At 69.0% G+C, this 16,309-nt stretch carries 12 protein-coding genes; 5 read left to right on the top strand and 7 right to left on the bottom strand.

The window, feature by feature from the left end:
• Positions 1-127: 127 nt before the first annotated feature.
• Positions 128-1,894 carry a proteasome ATPase gene (arc, locus tag IE247_RS19355; RefSeq protein WP_190124433.1) on the bottom strand — a complete coding sequence of 589 codons (1,767 nt, stop codon included), beginning with the start codon at positions 1,892-1,894 and terminating at the stop codon, positions 128-130.
• 265 nt (positions 1,895-2,159) lie between these two features.
• Here arc and IE247_RS19360 point away from each other — a divergent pair, with 265 nt between their 5' ends.
• The gene (locus IE247_RS19360) at positions 2,160-2,471 is read left to right on the top strand and encodes a ferredoxin (protein WP_190124434.1); all 312 of its coding nucleotides are present in this window, start codon (positions 2,160-2,162) and stop codon (positions 2,469-2,471) included.
• Between the two features lie 97 nt (positions 2,472-2,568).
• Here the strand turns inward: IE247_RS19360 and IE247_RS19365 are convergent, their stop codons facing one another.
• From IE247_RS19365 to IE247_RS19375, 3 genes are all read right to left on the bottom strand, one after another.
• Positions 2,569-3,141 (bottom strand): hypothetical protein, encoded by a 573-nt coding sequence (locus IE247_RS19365; protein ID WP_190124435.1) that lies wholly within the window; start codon positions 3,139-3,141, stop codon positions 2,569-2,571.
• Between the two features lie 269 nt (positions 3,142-3,410).
• Positions 3,411-4,298, bottom strand: coding sequence for a tRNA (adenine-N1)-methyltransferase (locus IE247_RS19370; RefSeq protein ID WP_190124436.1), 888 nt, complete (start codon positions 4,296-4,298; stop codon positions 3,411-3,413).
• Between the two features lie 79 nt (positions 4,299-4,377).
• The gene (locus IE247_RS19375; RefSeq protein ID WP_190124437.1) at positions 4,378-5,634 is read right to left on the bottom strand and encodes a site-2 protease family protein; all 1,257 of its coding nucleotides are present in this window, start codon (positions 5,632-5,634) and stop codon (positions 4,378-4,380) included.
• Between the two features lie 136 nt (positions 5,635-5,770).
• Between IE247_RS19375 and IE247_RS19380 the strand changes: the two genes are divergently transcribed.
• Together IE247_RS19380 and IE247_RS19385 are read left to right on the top strand one after the other, a co-directional pair.
• Positions 5,771-6,649, top strand: a complete 879-nt coding sequence (locus tag IE247_RS19380; protein WP_229869226.1) for a RecB family exonuclease — start codon at positions 5,771-5,773, stop codon at positions 6,647-6,649.
• Positions 6,650-6,699: 50 nt separating this feature from the next.
• Positions 6,700-7,371 (top strand): response regulator, encoded by a 672-nt coding sequence (locus tag IE247_RS19385; RefSeq protein WP_190124439.1) that lies wholly within the window; start codon positions 6,700-6,702, stop codon positions 7,369-7,371.
• 83 nt (positions 7,372-7,454) lie between these two features.
• On the opposite strand, the gene IE247_RS19390 is transcribed toward IE247_RS19385, so the two are convergent.
• The 3 genes from IE247_RS19390 to metH form a co-directional block, all read right to left on the bottom strand.
• A complete protein-coding gene (locus tag IE247_RS19390; RefSeq protein ID WP_190124440.1) occupies positions 7,455-9,041 on the bottom strand; it encodes an ABC transporter substrate-binding protein in 1,587 nt (528 codons plus the stop codon).
• A gap of 475 nt (positions 9,042-9,516) precedes the next feature.
• Positions 9,517-10,242 carry an HAD family hydrolase gene (locus tag IE247_RS19395; RefSeq protein WP_373305583.1) on the bottom strand — a complete coding sequence of 242 codons (726 nt, stop codon included), beginning with the start codon at positions 10,240-10,242 and terminating at the stop codon, positions 9,517-9,519.
• A gap of 261 nt (positions 10,243-10,503) precedes the next feature.
• Positions 10,504-14,037, bottom strand: a complete 3,534-nt coding sequence (metH, locus tag IE247_RS19400) for a methionine synthase (RefSeq protein WP_190124442.1) — start codon at positions 14,035-14,037, stop codon at positions 10,504-10,506.
• A 240-nt stretch (positions 14,038-14,277) separates the two neighbouring features.
• Between metH and IE247_RS19405 the strand changes: the two genes are divergently transcribed.
• Both IE247_RS19405 and IE247_RS19410 read left to right on the top strand, forming a co-directional pair.
• The gene (locus IE247_RS19405) at positions 14,278-15,042 is read left to right on the top strand and encodes an IclR family transcriptional regulator (RefSeq protein WP_190124526.1); all 765 of its coding nucleotides are present in this window, start codon (positions 14,278-14,280) and stop codon (positions 15,040-15,042) included.
• A gap of 431 nt (positions 15,043-15,473) precedes the next feature.
• Positions 15,474-16,259: an MIP/aquaporin family protein gene (locus IE247_RS19410; RefSeq protein WP_190124443.1), complete on the top strand. Its 786-nt coding sequence runs from the start codon at positions 15,474-15,476 to the stop codon at positions 16,257-16,259.
• Positions 16,260-16,309 lie beyond the last annotated feature (50 nt).

Here is a 16,309-nt window from a genome sequence, read left to right on the forward strand (position 1 = left end):
GCGGGGGGGGAGGCCGGCCGCGCTAGGGGGGGGGTGTGGCTCCCCCGCCCGGCGGGGCGGGGGGGCCCGGGGGGGGAACCGGCCGGCCGGGGACGCCCGGCGGGGGGCGCCCCCGGCCGGTGCGCCTCTACAGGTACTGTCCGGTGTTCGCCACCGTGTCGATGGAGCGACCGGTGTCCGCGCCCTGCTTTCCGGTGACGAGCGTGCGGATGAAGACGATCCGCTCGCCCTTCTTTCCGGAGATCCGGGCCCAGTCGTCCGGGTTGGTGGTGTTGGGCAGGTCCTCGTTCTCCTTGAATTCGTCCACGCACGCCTGGAGGAGATGGGCGACGCGCAGACCCTTCTGGTTGTGGTCGAGGAATGCCTTGATGGCCATTTTCTTCGCCCGGTCCACGATGTTCTGGATCATCGCTCCGGAGTTGAAGTCCTTGAAGTAGAGGACTTCCTTGTCGCCGTTGGCGTAGGTGACCTCAAGGAAGCGGTTCTCCTCGGATTCCGCGTACATCTGCTCCACGACCGACTGGATCATCGCGTGGGCGGCGGCTTCCTTGGACCCGTTGTGCTCGGAGAGGTCGTCGGAGTGCAGGGGCAGTGAGGCGGTGAGGTACTTCGCGAAGATGTCCTTGGCGGCCTCCGCGTCCGGACGCTCGATCTTGATCTTCACATCGAGACGGCCGGGGCGCAGGATCGCGGGGTCGATCATGTCCTCGCGGTTGGAGGCGCCGATGACGATGACGTTCTCCAGGCCCTCGACGCCGTCGATCTCGGCGAGGAGCTGGGGGACGATCGTGTTCTCCACGTCCGAGCTGACGCCCGAGCCACGGGTGCGGAAGAGGGATTCCATCTCGTCGAAGAAGACGATGACGGGAGTGCCCTCGCTGGCCTTCTCGCGAGCGCGCTGGAAGACCAGGCGGATGTGCCGCTCGGTCTCGCCGACGTACTTGTTGAGGAGTTCCGGGCCCTTGATGTTGAGGAAATAGCTCTTTCCGGCGGGCTGGCCGGTGACTTCGGCGACCTTCTTGGCAAGGGAGTTGGCGACGGCCTTGGCGATGAGCGTCTTGCCGCAGCCGGGCGGGCCGTAGAGCAGGATGCCCTTCGGCGGTCGCAGTTCGTGCTCCTTGAAGAGGTCCGGGTAGAGGTAGGGAAGCTCGACCGCGTCGCGGATCAGCTCGATCTGGTTGCCCAGGCCGCCGATCTTGTTGTAGTCGACGTCCGGGACCTCTTCGAGGACCAGCTCCTCGACCTCGCTCTTGGGGACCACTTCGTAGACATAGCCGGAGCGGGGTTCGAGGAGCAGTGCGTCGCCGGGCCGGATGGTGATGTCCAGCAGGGGCTCGGCGAGTCTCACCACTCGTTCTTCGTCGGTGTGGCCGACGACCAGGGCGCGCTCGCCGTCCTCAAGGATCTCCTTGAGGGTGACGATGTCGCCCGCGCGCTCGTACGCCATGGCCTCGACCACATTGAGCGCTTCATTGAGCATGACTTCCTGGCCGCGCCGTAGCTCGTCGAGCTCGACGCCCGGACTGACGTTCACCCGGAGCTTGCGGCCCCCGGTGAAGATGTCGCATGTGCCGTCCTCATTGGCCTGCAGGAAGACACCGAAGCCGGCCGGCGGCTGCGCGAGCCGGTCGACTTCCTCCTTGAGGGCCACGATCTGGTCGCGGGCCTCACGGAGGGTATTGGCGAGCCGCTCGTTCTGCGCGGACACGCCGGCCAGATTGGTCTGCAGTTCGACGATCCGCTCTTCGAGAATCCTCGTGTGACGCGGAGAGTCGGCGAGCTTGCGGCGCAGGACGGCGATTTCCTGCTCAAGATAGGCGACCTGGCCGGCTGGGTCTTCAGACCCCCGCCCCGGCCGGATGCCGCGGTTGATGTCGTCGTCGTGGGCTGCCACGGTCCTCACCTCCTCCAAGGGGAGCTGGACGCTTCCTGACCCTACCTGGGTGGGTGGTGATTGAAACCCCTAGATCACAAAGACGGTCGGGGTGTGTCCGATCTTCACCCTTGCGCTCTTCCTCACGTCAGGGGAATACCCACCCATCAACATCGGAAAGCGGGCGGTTGTAAGGTCGAAGTGTTCAACACCCGTCAGGGCTGGCGCGACTTGCGACAGATCGCTTGGCCGGACGCTCGACCCGACGCAGGAAACGGCAGGAGACATGACCGTGCAGCACGAGGCCCCGCCCGAGGGCGCCGCCGAGGATCTGGAGGTCTGGATCGACCAGGACCTCTGCACCGGGGACGGTATCTGCGCGCAGTACGCCCCGGACGTCTTCGAGCTCGACATCGACGGCCTGGCGTATGTGAAGAGCTCCGAGGACGAGCTTCTCCAGGATCCGGGGGCCACCACGCGGGTGCCGCTGCCGCTGCTGCTGGACGTGGTGGACTCCGTGAAGGAGTGCCCGGGCGACTGTATCCATGTACGTCGGGTTTCGGACAGGGTCGAGGTGTACGGCCCCGACGCGGAGTGACGATTCCGCTACCCGGCGAAGCGGTCGGGGGCCCGGCCGGCCGGTCCGGCGGTCCCGCTGGAGGGCCCGGGCGGCGGGCTCACGACAGGCGCGGCGCTCAGAGCGGACGCGCCTCGTCCGGTTTCGTACGCAGGAACTTGCCGTCCGACCAGCGCCATTCGGCCTCCTCCCGCTCGTCCGGGCAGCAGCTCGGCACCTGGTCCGAGGAGTAGCCGAGCAGAGCGGCGCTGATCGTCCCGTTCCGTATCGCGAGCCGCTCGACACTCTGCCGCCGCTCGGGGCCGATCAGTGTGGCGACGACCCTCCCGGCGCCGTCCCGGCCCGCCGCGAGGACATAGATCCCGCTGGGCGGGGTGCCGGAGCCGGCCTGGCAGCGCGCCACGACGACCCGTTCGAGCCCCCCGTCACCGTCAAGATCGCCGACAGCCTCCCGTACCACCGCGCTGGGAACCGAGCCGCACTCCAGGGGCAGCGGTGTACGCACATCGGGTGCGGGCCCCCCGGCGGCGGACGGCGTGGCGGCGGCGCGGTCGGGCTGGGAGGCCGTGGCCGCGCCGGGCTGGAGCAGTCCCGCGAGCGCGATGACCGCCGCCGTGGCGGCAGCGGTGGCGAGCCAGTGGACCGGGCGGCTCCGATTGTGCGCGAGGTCCGGGAGCGCGGAGGTCTGCACGCGTGAAGTCTCCTGTGAAGGCGAAGCCGGCGGCACGTCGGCGGCGGGAGGGAGGTTTGCATCGTGCCACACGTCACAGGGCTGGGGAACGGCAGGGTGCGGGCCCGCTTGTCAGGGTTTCGTAACCGTCCCGGGGCCGAACGCGAGGACGCCGCCGCCGAGTTCCCTTTCGCGAAGCGGATCGCGGTGGGAACTCGGCGGCGGCGGTGAGGCGTTGTGCGGTACGGGAGCGGGGGAAGGTCCCCCGGGCACCGGGCCGGCGGTGGGGGTCAGCCCTTGTTGGGGCCTTCGTAGTCGTCGCCGTAGGCGCCCTTGGCGGGCCGGCGGCGGCGCATCGGAGGCTCGACGCCGTCGGCGAGACGCCGCGCGGTGACGAGGAAGCCGGTGTGCCCGATCATCCGGTGGTCGGGGCGGACGGCGAGTCCTTCGACGTGCCAGTTGCGGATCATCGACTCCCAGGGCTGCGGCTCGGCGAAGCACCCGATCTCACGGATGGACTCGACGGTGCGCGCGAGCTGGGTGGTGGTCGCGACGTAGCAGCAGAGGATGCCGCCGGGGACGAGCGCCTTGGAGACGGCGTCCAGGCACTCCCAGGGGGCGAGCATGTCGAGGATCACTCGGTCGACGTCGGCGTCCGAGAGATTGTCCTGAAGATCGCCGACAGTGAGCTGCCAGGCGGGGTGCGGACCGCCGAAGTAGCGCTCCACATTCTGCTGGGCGATCTCGGCGAAGTCCGGACGGCGCTCATAGGAGTGGAGCATGCCGTGGTCGCCGATGGCGCGCAGCAGGAAGGCGCTGAGGGAGCCGGAGCCCACTCCCGCTTCGACGACGCGCGCACCGGCGAAGATGTCGGCGAAGGCCAGGATCTGCCCCGCGTCCTTGGGGTAGACCACGGCGGCGCCGCGGGGCATGGACAGGACATAGTCGGGGAGCAGGGGGCGCAGCGCGAGGTAGGCCACGTTTCCCGTGGTTCGGACAACACTGCCCTCAGGAGCGCCGATCAGCTCGTCGTGCGGGAAGGACCCTTTATGGGTGTGGAAGTTCTTCCCGGCTTCGAGCGTGAACGTGTAGTGGCGGCCCTTGGGATCGGTGAGCTGGACCTGGTCCCCGACCTTGAAGGGCCCGCGTCGGCGGGCGGCACCGGTCGGTTCGGACATGTGACCAGCGTACCGGGCCCGGGGAGGGCCTGAGCACCTGACCGTCCGCTCCGGGTCCGGCGGGGGTCGGGAGCGGGGGTCAGTGGGGGCGGGCCATGGCGGCGACGAAGGCGCGTTCGACATCGGCGGTGGAGAGTACGCCGTAGATCTCGCCGCTCTCCTCGATCACCAGGTACTCGGTGGCGGGGGTGGCCCTGAGGCGGTCGAGGAGGGCTTCGCCGGCGAGTGCGGCGGGGAGCCTCATGTCGTCGGTGAGGTCCTGGGCGAGCCCGCTGACGGCGACCCAGGGGCGCCGGTGCTCGGGGACGCCGACGATGGCGGTCTCGCGGACGAGTCCGGTGGGCTCGCCGTGGCCGTCGACGACGACCAGGGCGCGGGCTCCGGACTCGTTGGCGCGGCGGAGGGCCTCGGAGAGGGGGGTGCTCGACTCGACGGGCACGGCGCGCCGGGTGAGCGTGCGGGCCTCCAGCTCGGGGAGGTGCTCGCGCAGCCGGGCGACGCGGAGACTGTTGCCCGCTCCGGTCCAGATGATGGCGGCGAGGATGGCGGCGAGGAGCGCGTCGGTGACGGTCTCGGTGCCGCCGATGTCCTGGGTGGGGTTGCCGAGGACGCCGGTGTGGGTGAGGAGGGGGAGGCCGATGAGGACGGCGACGGCGAGGGCGCGGCCGACCCAGGCGGCGGCGATGGTGCCGCTCATGGGCTTGCCGGTGATCTTCCAGACGACGGCGCGGAGCATGCGTCCGCCGTCGAGGGGGAGGCCGGGGAGGAGGTTGAAGGCGGCGACGATGAGGTTGGAGATCATCAGGCCGGCGAGGAGGACTCCGGGGACGGTGCCGGGGTCGACGGCCTGCATGCCGAGGTAGAAGACCCCGGCGAGGACGAGGGAGAGCAGCGGGCCGACGAAGGCGAGGATGAATTCGCGGCCGGGGGTCTCGGTCTCCTTCTCGATCTCCGAGACGCCGCCGAAGAACTGGAGCTGGATGCGGCGCACCGGGAGTTTGAAGCGGAGGGCCGCGACGGTGTGGGCCAGCTCGTGGACGAGCACGGAGGCGTAGAAGGCGACGGCGAAGAAGAGGGAGACCAGATAGCGGGCTCCGCCGAGGTCGGGCAGGACGCGGTCGAGCTGGCCGCCGAAGACCCAGGTGATGAGGGCGGCGACGAGGAACCAGCTGGGGGCGACATAGACGGGCACGCCGAAGGGGCGGCCCATGAGGATGCCGCCGCCGGGGCCGTTCGGGCGCTGCGGTTTGCCATTGCGGCCGGGGCCCTGGGGATGGTCTCCCCCGGCGTCGGCCCGCGCCCGCTTGCGCTCGCCTCGCTTGTCGTCCTCGTTCACGGGTTCCCTTCGTCTCGGTGGGGCGGCCGTGCCGCTCGGCGGGGCGGTCGGCCGCCCCTTCGATCATGCGGTGTACCGACCTCTGACGTCGATGGTATTGCGCTCGCTGTCAGTGGGGGGCCTTAGGGTCGTGGTCATGAGGACGAGTGACGAGCCGTTGCCGGGCCGGCCGCCGATGTCGCTGTCGCCTTCGCGGGCGAGCGATTTCATGCGATGCCCCCTGCTGTACCGGTTTCGGGTGATCGACAGGCTGCCGGAGAAGCCGAGTGCCGCGGCGACCCGGGGGACGCTGGTGCACGCGGTGCTGGAGCGGCTTTTCGACGCCCCGGCGGCGGAGCGGACGGCTCCGAGGGCGAAGTCGCTGGTTCCGGGGCAATGGGACCGGCTGCTGGCGGACCGTCCCGAGCTGGGTGAGCTGTTCTCGGGGGACGAGGGCGGTGAGCGGCTGGCGGGCTGGCTGGGCGAGGCTGAGGCGCTGGTGGAGCGCTGGTTCTCGCTGGAGGATCCGACACGGCTGGAGCCGGCCGAGCGCGAGATGTTCGTGGAGACGGAGCTGGAGTCCGGGCTGCGGCTGCGCGGGGTGATCGACCGGGTGGATGTGGCGCCGTCGGGCGAGGTCAGGATCGTCGACTACAAGACGGGCAAGGCCCCCCGCCCCGAGTACAGCGAGGGCGCGCTGTTCCAGATGAAGTTCTACGCGCTGGTGATCTGGCGGTTGAAGGCCGTGGTGCCGCGCCGGCTTCAGCTGGTCTATCTGGGCAGTGGCGATGTGCTGACGTACGACCCGGTGCCGGCGGATCTGGAGCGGGTGGAGCGGAAGCTGCTGGCGCTCTGGGAGGCGATCAGGGCGGCGACGGAGTCGGGCGAGTGGCGGCCCCGGCCCACGAAGCTGTGCGGCTGGTGTGACCATCAGTCGGTCTGTCCGGAGTTCGGGGGCACTCCCCCGGTGTATCCGCTGAGCGTTTCCCCGGCTTCCCCGGCGGTTTCCCCGGCGGTTTCCCCGGCCGCTTCGTAGCCGGGAGGGTCAGGGCAGAATGGGTCCGACCGACTTATGAGGAGTTCCCTGTGGCCATCCGCGTTCTGCTGGTCGATGATCAGCCGCTGCTGCGTACCGGTTTCCGGATGATTTTGGAGGCCGAGCAGGATGTCGCGGTCGTCGGTGAGGCCGGGGACGGTCTCCAGGCGCTCGATCAGGTGCGGGCGCTTCAGCCCGATGTGGTGCTGATGGACATCCGGATGCCCCGGATGGACGGCGTCGAGGCGACGCGGCAGATCACCGGCCCCGGGCGGGACGGTCCGGCGAAGGTGCTGGTGCTGACCACCTTCGACCTGGACGAGTATGTGGTGGAGGCGCTGCGCGCGGGGGCGAGCGGGTTTCTGCTGAAGGACGCCCCGGCGGATGAGCTGGTGCAGGCGATCCGGGTGGTGGCGGCGGGCGAGGCGATGCTCGCGCCGAGCATCACGCGCCGGCTGCTGGACAAGTACGCGGGCCATCTCCCCTCGGGCGAGGAGCCGCTCCCGGACACGCTGCACACGCTGACCGACCGCGAGGTCGAGGTGCTGAAGCTGGTGTCGCGGGGCCTGTCCAACGCGGAGATCGCCGCCGATCTGTTCGTCAGCGAGACGACGGTGAAGACGCATGTGGGCCATGTGCTGACGAAGCTGGGGCTGCGGGACCGGGTGCAGGCCGCGGTGTACGCGTACGAGAGCGGTCTGGTGCGCCCCGGCGCGCAGTAGGGCCCTGGTACAGAAGCGAACGAGCGGCGGCGGGCGAGATGCCCGCCGCCGCTCGTTCGTCTGTCCGGGTGGCCCCGAGGGGTCTACTTGCTGTTCTCCAGCTCCCAGAGCTGGAGGTCGGAGCTGCCGTTGAGGAGCCGCTCCACTCCGTTGACGCCCTTGCGGGAGGCGACGTACTGCTTGCCCTGCCAGAGCGGCAGCACGGGGACGTCCTCGGCGATGATCGCCTGGAGCCGGGCGAAGGTCTCGTCGGCGGCGGCGCGGTCGGCCAGCCGGCGGGACTCGGGGATGAGTTTGCGGGCCTCGGTGCTCACATACGGCGAGTTGAGGAAGTTCCCCTTCTCCAGGAAGGGCGCGATGTAGTTGTCCGGGTCCGGGAAGTCGGGGACCCAGCCGAGGCCGTAGACGGGGTAGTCACCGCGCTGGCCGGCGGCGCGGAACTCCGACCACTCGGCGCCCTTGACGGTGACCTGGAAGAGCCCGGAGGCGTTCAGCTGGTCACGGATGGCCTCGAACTCCTCGACCGCGTAGCGGTCGTTCGCGTAGTGCAGGGAGATCTTGACCGGGGTGGTGATGTTGGCCCGCTGGAGGTACTGCTTGGCCCGCTTGACGCTGGGGTCGCCGTACTTGTTGTAGAAGGCGTTCTCATGGCCTCCGACGCTGGCGGGGATGAGCGAGTAGAGCGGCTCGGCGGTGGCGGCGTGGACGTCGGCGGCGATCTGGCCCCGGTCGATCAGGGCGGCCATGGCCTGGCGTACGGCCTTGTCCTTCACCGAGGGGTGGTCGGTGTTGAAGGCGAGGTACTGGATGGAGAGCCCGGGCAGTTCGGTGAGCTGGATGTCCTTGCTGGGGTTGTCCAGCATCTTCGCTATGTGCTTGGAATCGATCTCCCGGGTGGCGATGTCGATGTCGCCCTTCTCCAGGGCCTTGGTCATGGCCTCGGAGTCCTTGAAGACGCGCAGCTCGACCTTGTTGTTCCGGGGCTCGACATCGCCCTGGTACGAGCCGTTCTTGCTGAAGACGACCTTGGTGACGGCACCGCCCTCGTCCGTGGCCTTCATCGTGTACGGACCCGAGCCGTCGACCTGGAGCCCCTTGCGGAGCTTCTTGCCGTCGTAGTTCTTCTTGCTCAGGATCGCGGCGGCCGGGGTGGAGAGCTTGTACGGGAACGTCGCGTCCGGCGTGGAGAGGTGGAAGACGAGTTCGTGCTCGCCCTTGATCTCGATGGTGTCGATGTTCGAGAGCAGGGCGGCGGCGCCATTGGTGTCGTTGATCTTGAGCAGGCGCTCGACGGAGAACTTGACGTCCTCGGCCGTGACGGCGGTGCCGTCGGAGAACTTGAGACCGCTGCGGAGCTTGCAGCGGTAGCTCTGCGAGGCGTTGTCGGTGAAGGCGCAGGACTGGGCCGCGTCCGGGACGGGCTCACCGCCGCCGCGAGGGGCGTGCATCAGCGTCTGGAGGGTCTGCCGCAGCACATTCCAGGAGCCGGTGTCATAGGCGAACGCCGGGTCGAGGGGCGCGGGAGAGTCCTTGCCCTCAATGATCTTGTCCGTAGTGCCCACGACAATGGCGTCGCCGCCACCTGCCCCGCTCTCCGTACTGCCGCAGGCGACGAGTACGGGCGCGAGCAGACCGACCATGGCCGGCAGCACCAGAGTCTTACGGTTCATCCTGGACGTTCTCCTCATCCGGCACTGGGATACAGCATGTACGGGAGGCTTCGCCGCGGCCGCCCGGTGGGGCGGTTCGATCGGTCCGTGGAATCAGGACGATCGGTCCTGGTGTTCGCGGCGGTTGTGCGACCGCCGGGGCGCATCGGTGTCGCGGCGAAGACTCGCGAAGAGATTAGTCGGCGGAGGACGTGCGGTCTCACCGGGCCGGAACCGGTACGCATTCGCTCCGTGATCGCTTGTATCGATCAGTGAATGGTCACGCCATGGAATGTTCCGTACACATCTCCATGAATACGGACACAAGGACCATCCGGGCCTACCTCAAAGCGTCCCCGGACCACCCCGGACGGGGCCGTCCGGGGAATTCTCGGTGATGAACGTCACGCGTGAAAAGTTATCGGAGGGGTCCTGCATAAACGCAGATCAGGCCAATCGGAATATACGACCGGCGTGAACCGTGTTTCTTCGAAATTCAAGAAACACGGACAGTGCCGTCTCCGTTCATGGGTGTGATGAGACTGCGGAGAAAGCTGAGGTTCACTTCTTCGAGGGATCCGACGACGGTCCGGCCCTCGGCGGGGGCGATGGGGGCGACGGAGGGGACGGCGACCACCCGGCAGCCGGCCGCTTCGGCGGAGGCGACCCCGGTGGCGGTGTCCTCGATGACGGCACACCGGGCGGGGTCGACGGCCAGGCCCCTGGCGGCCAGCAGATAGGGGTCCGGGTACGGCTTGGTGCGGGGGGTCTCGTCACCGGCGACCGAGAGGGTGAAGTTGGCGGGGCCCAGGGAGACGAGGACCCGGTCGATGATGCGCCGGTGCGAGGCGGAGACCAGCGCTGTGGGCACCCGGTGGGCGGCGAGTTCGGCGAGCAGCCGTTCGGCGCCGGGCATCAGCGGCACACCGCGGTCGATCCTGGCCTCGAAGCGGTCGTTGAGCAGCACGGTGAGTTCGGGCAGGGCTATGTCCGCCCCCGTCATCTCGATGAGGAAGCCCGCGCTGCGGCTCATGGGGCCGCCGACCACCACATCGCGCCAGGCCTCGTCCAGCTCGTGCCCGAGGTCGGCAAAGACCTCCGCCTCCGCGTCCCACCAGAAGCCCTCGGTGTCCACGAGGGTGCCGTCCATGTCGAGGAAGACCGCCTCAAGAGCGGCCCCGTCGGCCGGAAGGGTGAACGACTCGGGGACCCTGCTGGTCAGCGACGCGGGGACCGTGCTGGTCATTGGCACACCTCCGGGAGGGACGAGAAGGCCGGTCGCCCTTTTCCACGGCTCTCCCGTGGAAACAAGTCGACCGGCCTGCTTGGGACCGACAAGTGTACGTCCGGCGGCGCGAAAGCGCCTGGGGATAACGGCGGCGCCCTTCCGGGGGACGGTGCGCGGGGACCGGAGACGGCGCGAGCCCGCCCCCGGAGTGCCGGGGACGGGCTCGTGCGGTGGTACGGGCTGGTACGGGGGCGGCTACCGCGCGTTGAAGTACTTCGCCTGGGGGTGGTGGATGACGATGGCGTCGGTGGACTGCTCGGGATGGAGCTGGAACTCCTCCGAGAGGTGGACCCCGATCCGTTCCGGCTGGAGGAGTTCCGCGATCTTGGCCCGGTCCTCCAGGTCCGGGCACGCCCCGTACCCGAGGGAGAAGCGTGCGCCCCGGTACTTGAGCGCGAACATGTCCTCCACGTCGGCCGGGTCCTCCCCGCCGTAGCCGAGTTCGGCACGGACCCGTGCGTGCCAGTACTCGGCGAGGGCTTCGGCGAGCTGGACGGAGAGCCCGTGGAGTTCGAGGTAGTCGCGGTAGGCGTCCTGGGCGAAGAGCTCGGCGGTCGCCTCCCCGATGCGGGAGCCGACGGTGACGACCTGGAGGCCGACCACATCCACCTCGCCCGACTCCTCCGGGCGGAAGAAGTCCGCCAGGCACAGATACCGGCCCCGGCGCTGGCGCGGGAAGGTGAACCGGGTGCGTTCGGATCCGTCCTCGTGGAGCAGGATCAGATCATCGCCCTTGGACACACAGGGGAAGTAGCCGTAGACCACGGCGGCTTCGAGCATGTTCCCGGTGTGGAGCTTGTCGAGCCAGCCCCGCAGATGCGGCCGCCCCTCGCTCTCCACCAGCTCCTCGTAGGAGGGTCCGTCGCCCGCGCGGGCCTGCTTCAGTCCCCACTGCCCCTTGAACAGGGCCCCCTCGTCCAGCCAGGAGGCGTACTCCTTGAGCTGGATCCCCTTGATCACCCGCGTCCCCCAGAACGGCGGCACCGGCACCGGATTGTCCACCGCGACATCGGAGCGCGCCGGAATCTCCGGCTCTGTGACGTCGAGTACCGGGGTGTCGCGTTTCGCGACCCGGCGCTGCTTCAGCTCCGGCAGCACCGCCCCCGGGACCCCGCGCTTGACCGCGATCAGCGCGTCCATCAGCCGCAGGCCCTCGAAGGCGTCGCGTGCGTAGCGGACTTCTCCTTCATAGATTTCGTGGAGGTCCTGTTCGACGTAGGCGCGGGTGAGGGCCGCGCCGCCGAGGATGACGGGGTAGTCGGCGGCCATGTTGCGCTGGTTGAGCTCCTGGAGGTTCTCCTTCATGATCACCGTCGATTTGACCAGCAGACCGGACATGCCGATCACGTCCGCGCGGTGTTCCTGGGCGGCTTCGAGGATCGCGGACACCGGCTGTTTGATGCCGAGGTTGACCACGTTGTAGCCGTTGTTGGAGAGAATGATGTCGACGAGGTTCTTCCCGATGTCGTGAACATCCCCGCGGACGGTGGCGAGGACGATGGTGCCCTTGCCCTCCGCGTCGGACTTCTCCATGTGGGGTTCCAGGTAGGCGACGGCGTTCTTCATCACCTCGGCGGACTGGAGCACGAACGGAAGCTGCATCTGCCCCGAGCCGAACAGCTCACCGACGACCTTCATGCCCTCCAGGAGGGTGTCGTTGACGATCGCCAGCGCCGGCCGGTCCTGAAGGGCCTCGTCGAGGTCGCGTTCCAGGCCGTTCTTCTCCCCGTCGATGATCCGGCGCTGGAGCCGCTCGTCCAGCGGCAGGGCGAGGAGTTCCTCCGCCCGCCCGGCCTTCAGCGACTTGGTGTTCACGCCCTCGAACAGGGCCATCAGCTTCTGGAGGGGGTCGTAGCCCTCCGCGCGGCGGTCGTAGATCAGGTCCAGGGCGGTGGTGACCTGCTCCTCGTCGAAGCGGGCGATCGGCAGGATCTTCGACGCGTGGACGATCGCCGAGTCCAGACCGGCCTTCACACACTCGTCCAGGAACACCGAGTTCAGCAGCACCCGCGCCGCCGGGTTCAGCCCGAAGGAGATGTTCGACAGGCCCAGGGTGGTCTGGACGTCGGGGTGGCGGCGCTTCAGCTCCCGGATCGCGCCGATCGTCGCGATCCCGTCGCCCCGCGACTCCTCCTGCCCCGTGCAGATCGTGAATGTGAGGGTGTCGATGAGGATGTCCGACTCGCGGATTCCCCAGTTCCCCGTCAGGTCATCGATCAGGCGTTCCGCGATCGCGACCTTGTGCTCAATGGTGCGGGCCTGGCCCTGCTCGTCGATCGTCAGCGCGATCAGCGCCGCGCCATGCTCCTGAGCGAGGCGTGTGACCTGCGCGAACCGCGACTCTGGGCCGTCGCCGTCCTCATAGTTGACCGAGTTGATCACCGCACGGCCGCCCAGCTTCTCCAGACCGGCCCGGATCACCTCCACCTCGGTCGAGTCCAGCACCAGAGGCAAAGTCGAAGCCGTGGCGAAGCGGCCCGCCAGCTCCGCCATGTCCGCCACACCGTCACGCCCGACATAGTCGACACACAGGTCGAGCATGTGCGCGCCCTCACGGATCTGGTCCCGGGCGATCTCCACACAGTCGTCCCAGCGCGCCTCCAGCATCGCCTCCCGGAACTTCTTCGACCCGTTCGCGTTCGTCCGCTCACCGATCGCCATGTAGGAGGTGTCCTGACGGAACGGCACCGTCTGGTACAGCGACGCGGCCCCCGGCTCCGGACGCGGCTCCCGCACGGCCGGGACCAGCCCCCGCACCCGCTCCACGACCTGCCGCAGATGCTCCGGCGTCGTCCCGCAGCAGCCGCCCACCAAGGACAGCCCGTACTCCCCCACGAACGTCTCCTGCGCATCCGCCAGCTCGGAGGCCGACAGCGGATAATGCGCGCCGTTCTTCCCCAAAACCGGCAGACCCGCGTTCGGCATGCACGACAGCGGAATCCGCGAATGCCGGGCCAGATACCGAAGATGCTCACTCATCTCCGCCGGACCCGTCGCACAGTTCAAACCGATCATGTCGATACCGAGAGGCTCCAGCGCGGTCAGAGCCGCGCCGATCTCCGAGCCCAGGAGCATCGTCCCCGTCGTCTCCACCGTCACCGAACAGATCAACGGCAGATCCAGACCGGAAATGTCCAGCGCGCGGCGGGCACCCAGGATCGCCGACTTCGTCTGGAGCAGATCCTGCGTCGTCTCCACCAGCAGCGCGTCGGCACCGCCGGCGATCATGCCTTCCGCGTTCGCCTGGAACGCGTCCCGCAACACCGTGTAAGGGGCGTGGCCGAGCGTCGGGAGCTTCGTCCCCGGCCCCATCGACCCCAGCACCCACCGCTGCTGTCCCGTGGAGGCCGTGAACTCGTCCGCGACCTCCCGGGCGATCCGTGCACCCGCCTCCGACAGCTCGTGCACCCGCTCAGGAATGTCATACTCCGCGAGCGCGGCGAAATTCGCCCCGAATGTATTCGTCTCGACGCAGTCGACACCCACACCGAAATACGCGGCATGAACCGACCGCACAATATCCGGGCGGGTCACATTCAGAACCTCGTTGCAGCCCTCAAGATTCTCGAAATCCTCAAGAGTCGGATCCTGCTCCTGGAGCATCGTCCCCATCGCACCGTCGGCGACGACGACACGTGTGGCGAGAGCCTCACGGAGGGCTGCGATCCTGGTCCGGCTGTCTGCGTCTGCGGAAGCGGAAGGGGCGGAAGAGGTCGGCAACGAGGCCATGGAATGAGCTCCCTGGGATGCGACGGCTGTCGGCTTTGCGGCTTCCGGTGAGAAGGCGCACGGAGTCAGGGTAACCGCAGGGGGCTCGCGGAGTCGTGGGTGTTCCACGGGACGGACCAAGTTGGCCGGGGGGCTTCTGTGAACCCGTCTGCCACGAGATACTCGCTCCACACTCACCTAGGTCGACATCGACCGATAGTGTTCAGCATTGTCGAACAGCAGTGGGAGAGGGCCGATCCGATGGCGAAGAGCATCCAGTCACTGGAGCGCGCTGCGGCGATGCTGCGTCTGCTCGCGGGCGGGGAGCGCCGGCTGGGTCTTTCGGACATCGCCTCCTCGCTGGAACTGGCCAAGGGGACGGCCCACGGCATTCTGCGCACACTCCAGGCCGAGGGCTTCGTCGAGCAGGACCCGGCCTCCGGCCGCTATCAGCTGGGGGCGGAGCTGCTGCGGCTGGGCACCGGCTATCTGGACGTCCACGAGCTGCGCGCCCGCGCCCTGGTCTGGACGGACGACCTGGCCCGCTCCAGCGGCGAGAGCGTCCATGTGGGCGTGGCCCACCAGCACGGCGTGCTCATCGTCCACCATGTCTTCCGCCCCGACGACAGCCGCCAGGTGCTGGAGGTGGGGGCCATGCAGCCGCTGCACTCCACGGCGCTGGGCAAGGTGCTGGCGGCCTACGACCCGGTGGCGCACACCGAGGCCCTGGAGGCCGAGCGGGAGGCCTTCACCTCCCGGACGGTGACGGATCCGGCGGAGTTCGAGGCGGTGCTCGACCTCACCCGCGCGCGCGGGTGGGCGGCCGATGTGGAGGAGACCTGGGAGGGGGTGGCGGCGGTCGCCGCGCCCATCCACGACCGGCGGCGGATGCCCGTGGGGGCGGTCGCCATCACCGGTGGCGTGGAGCGGGTCTGCGAGGGCCGGGAGCTGCGGTCCGAGCTGGTGGCGGCCGTGCGCGAGTGCGCCCGCTCGGTCTCCCGCGATCTCGGCGCGGGCCGGTTCTGACCCGGCGGACGCCCCGCCGACCGCCTCCGCCCGGCACCCCCGCCCCCGACGCCTCCGACGCGCACCCCCTCCGCACCCCCTCCGGACCCCCTCCGGCAAGCCGGACGCCTCCGCATGCCCGCCCGCGCCGCCCCTGCGGCCCCGGCGGCCCCGGCCGGCCCGGCGCGGCCCCGCCCGTGCCGCGCACCGTGCGGCCCCGCGCGCACGGGCGCATCATCGATAACGATCGGGCTTTGGGGGCATACGACCCTTGACGTCAAGTTGGCCAGGGACAAAACTGCCGTTCATCGGTCGGCATTGTCGAACAACTACCGGCGATACCCGTTAGAGTGTGACAAGCGCCAAGGGCCGACAACGCCCTCACCTGAGGGCGCGAACCCCGGGAGTGACCGGGGTTCGCCTTCCCCTGGACGAAGGACAAAGGAGTCGCGGTGTCCAGCTCCGACATCTTTATCGGCGAGATCATCGGAACGGCTGTTCTGATCCTGCTCGGCGGTGGCGTGGTCGCCGCCGTCACCCTCAAGAATTCCAAGGCGCGCGGCGCCGGCTTCCTCGCCATCACCCTGGCCTGGGGCTTCGCGGTGATGACCGCCGTCTACATCAGCGGCCCGCTCTCCGGCGCCCATCTCAACCCCGCCGTCACCCTCGGCATCGCCATCAAGGACGGGGTCTGGGACAACTTCGGCGTCTACCTCGCCGGCCAGCTGCTCGGCGCGATGCTCGGCGCCACCCTGGCCTGGGTCGCCTACTACGGCCAGTTCCGGTCGCATCTCACCGATCCCGAGATCATCGGCGACCAGGCCGAGAAGCCGATCGAGGGCCCGCACAACGGCAGCAAGGCCGGCCCGGTCCTCGGCATCTTCGCCACCGGCCCCGAGATCCGCGTGGTCTGGCAGAACCTGGCCACCGAGATCCTGGGCACCACGGTGCTCGTGCTCGCCGTGCTCACCCAGGGCCTCAACGACGAGGGCAAGGGCCTGAGCATCCTCGGCGGACTGATCACCGCCTTCGTCGTGGTCGGTATCGGCCTCTCCCTGGGCGGCCCGACCGGCTACGCCATCAACCCGGCCCGTGACCTGGGCCCCCGTATCGTTCACGCCCTGCTGCCGCTGCCCAACAAGGGCGGCTCCGACTGGGGCTACGCCTGGATCCCGATCGCCGGTCCGCTGGCCGGCGGAGCGCTCGCCGCGGGTATCTACAACCTCGCGTTCGCCTGACCCGTGAACGCACGCCGTATACGTACGCCGTACAGGTACAGCCGTATCCC

The organism is Streptomyces inusitatus (assembly GCF_014651115.1).
GTDB classification, from domain to species: Bacteria; Actinomycetota; Actinomycetes; order Streptomycetales; family Streptomycetaceae; genus Streptomyces; species Streptomyces amakusaensis.

What these genes read in the sequence shown, in the direction of transcription:
- IE247_RS19380 (WP_229869226.1), top strand. Translation starts at nt 5,771, where the DNA reads ATGAGGACGAGTGACGAGCCGTTGCCGGGCCGGCCGCCGATGTCGCTG.
- IE247_RS19405 (WP_190124526.1), top strand. Translation starts at nt 14,278, where the DNA reads ATGGCGAAGAGCATCCAGTCACTGGAGCGCGCTGCGGCGATGCTGCGT.
- IE247_RS19370 (WP_190124436.1), bottom strand. Translation starts at nt 4,298, where the DNA reads ATGTCCGAACCGACCGGTGCCGCCCGCCGACGCGGGCCCTTCAAGGTC.
- metH (WP_190124442.1), bottom strand. Translation starts at nt 14,037, where the DNA reads ATGGCCTCGTTGCCGACCTCTTCCGCCCCTTCCGCTTCCGCAGACGCA.
- IE247_RS19390 (WP_190124440.1), bottom strand. Translation starts at nt 9,041, where the DNA reads ATGAACCGTAAGACTCTGGTGCTGCCGGCCATGGTCGGTCTGCTCGCG.
- IE247_RS19360 (WP_190124434.1), top strand. Translation starts at nt 2,160, where the DNA reads ATGACCGTGCAGCACGAGGCCCCGCCCGAGGGCGCCGCCGAGGATCTG.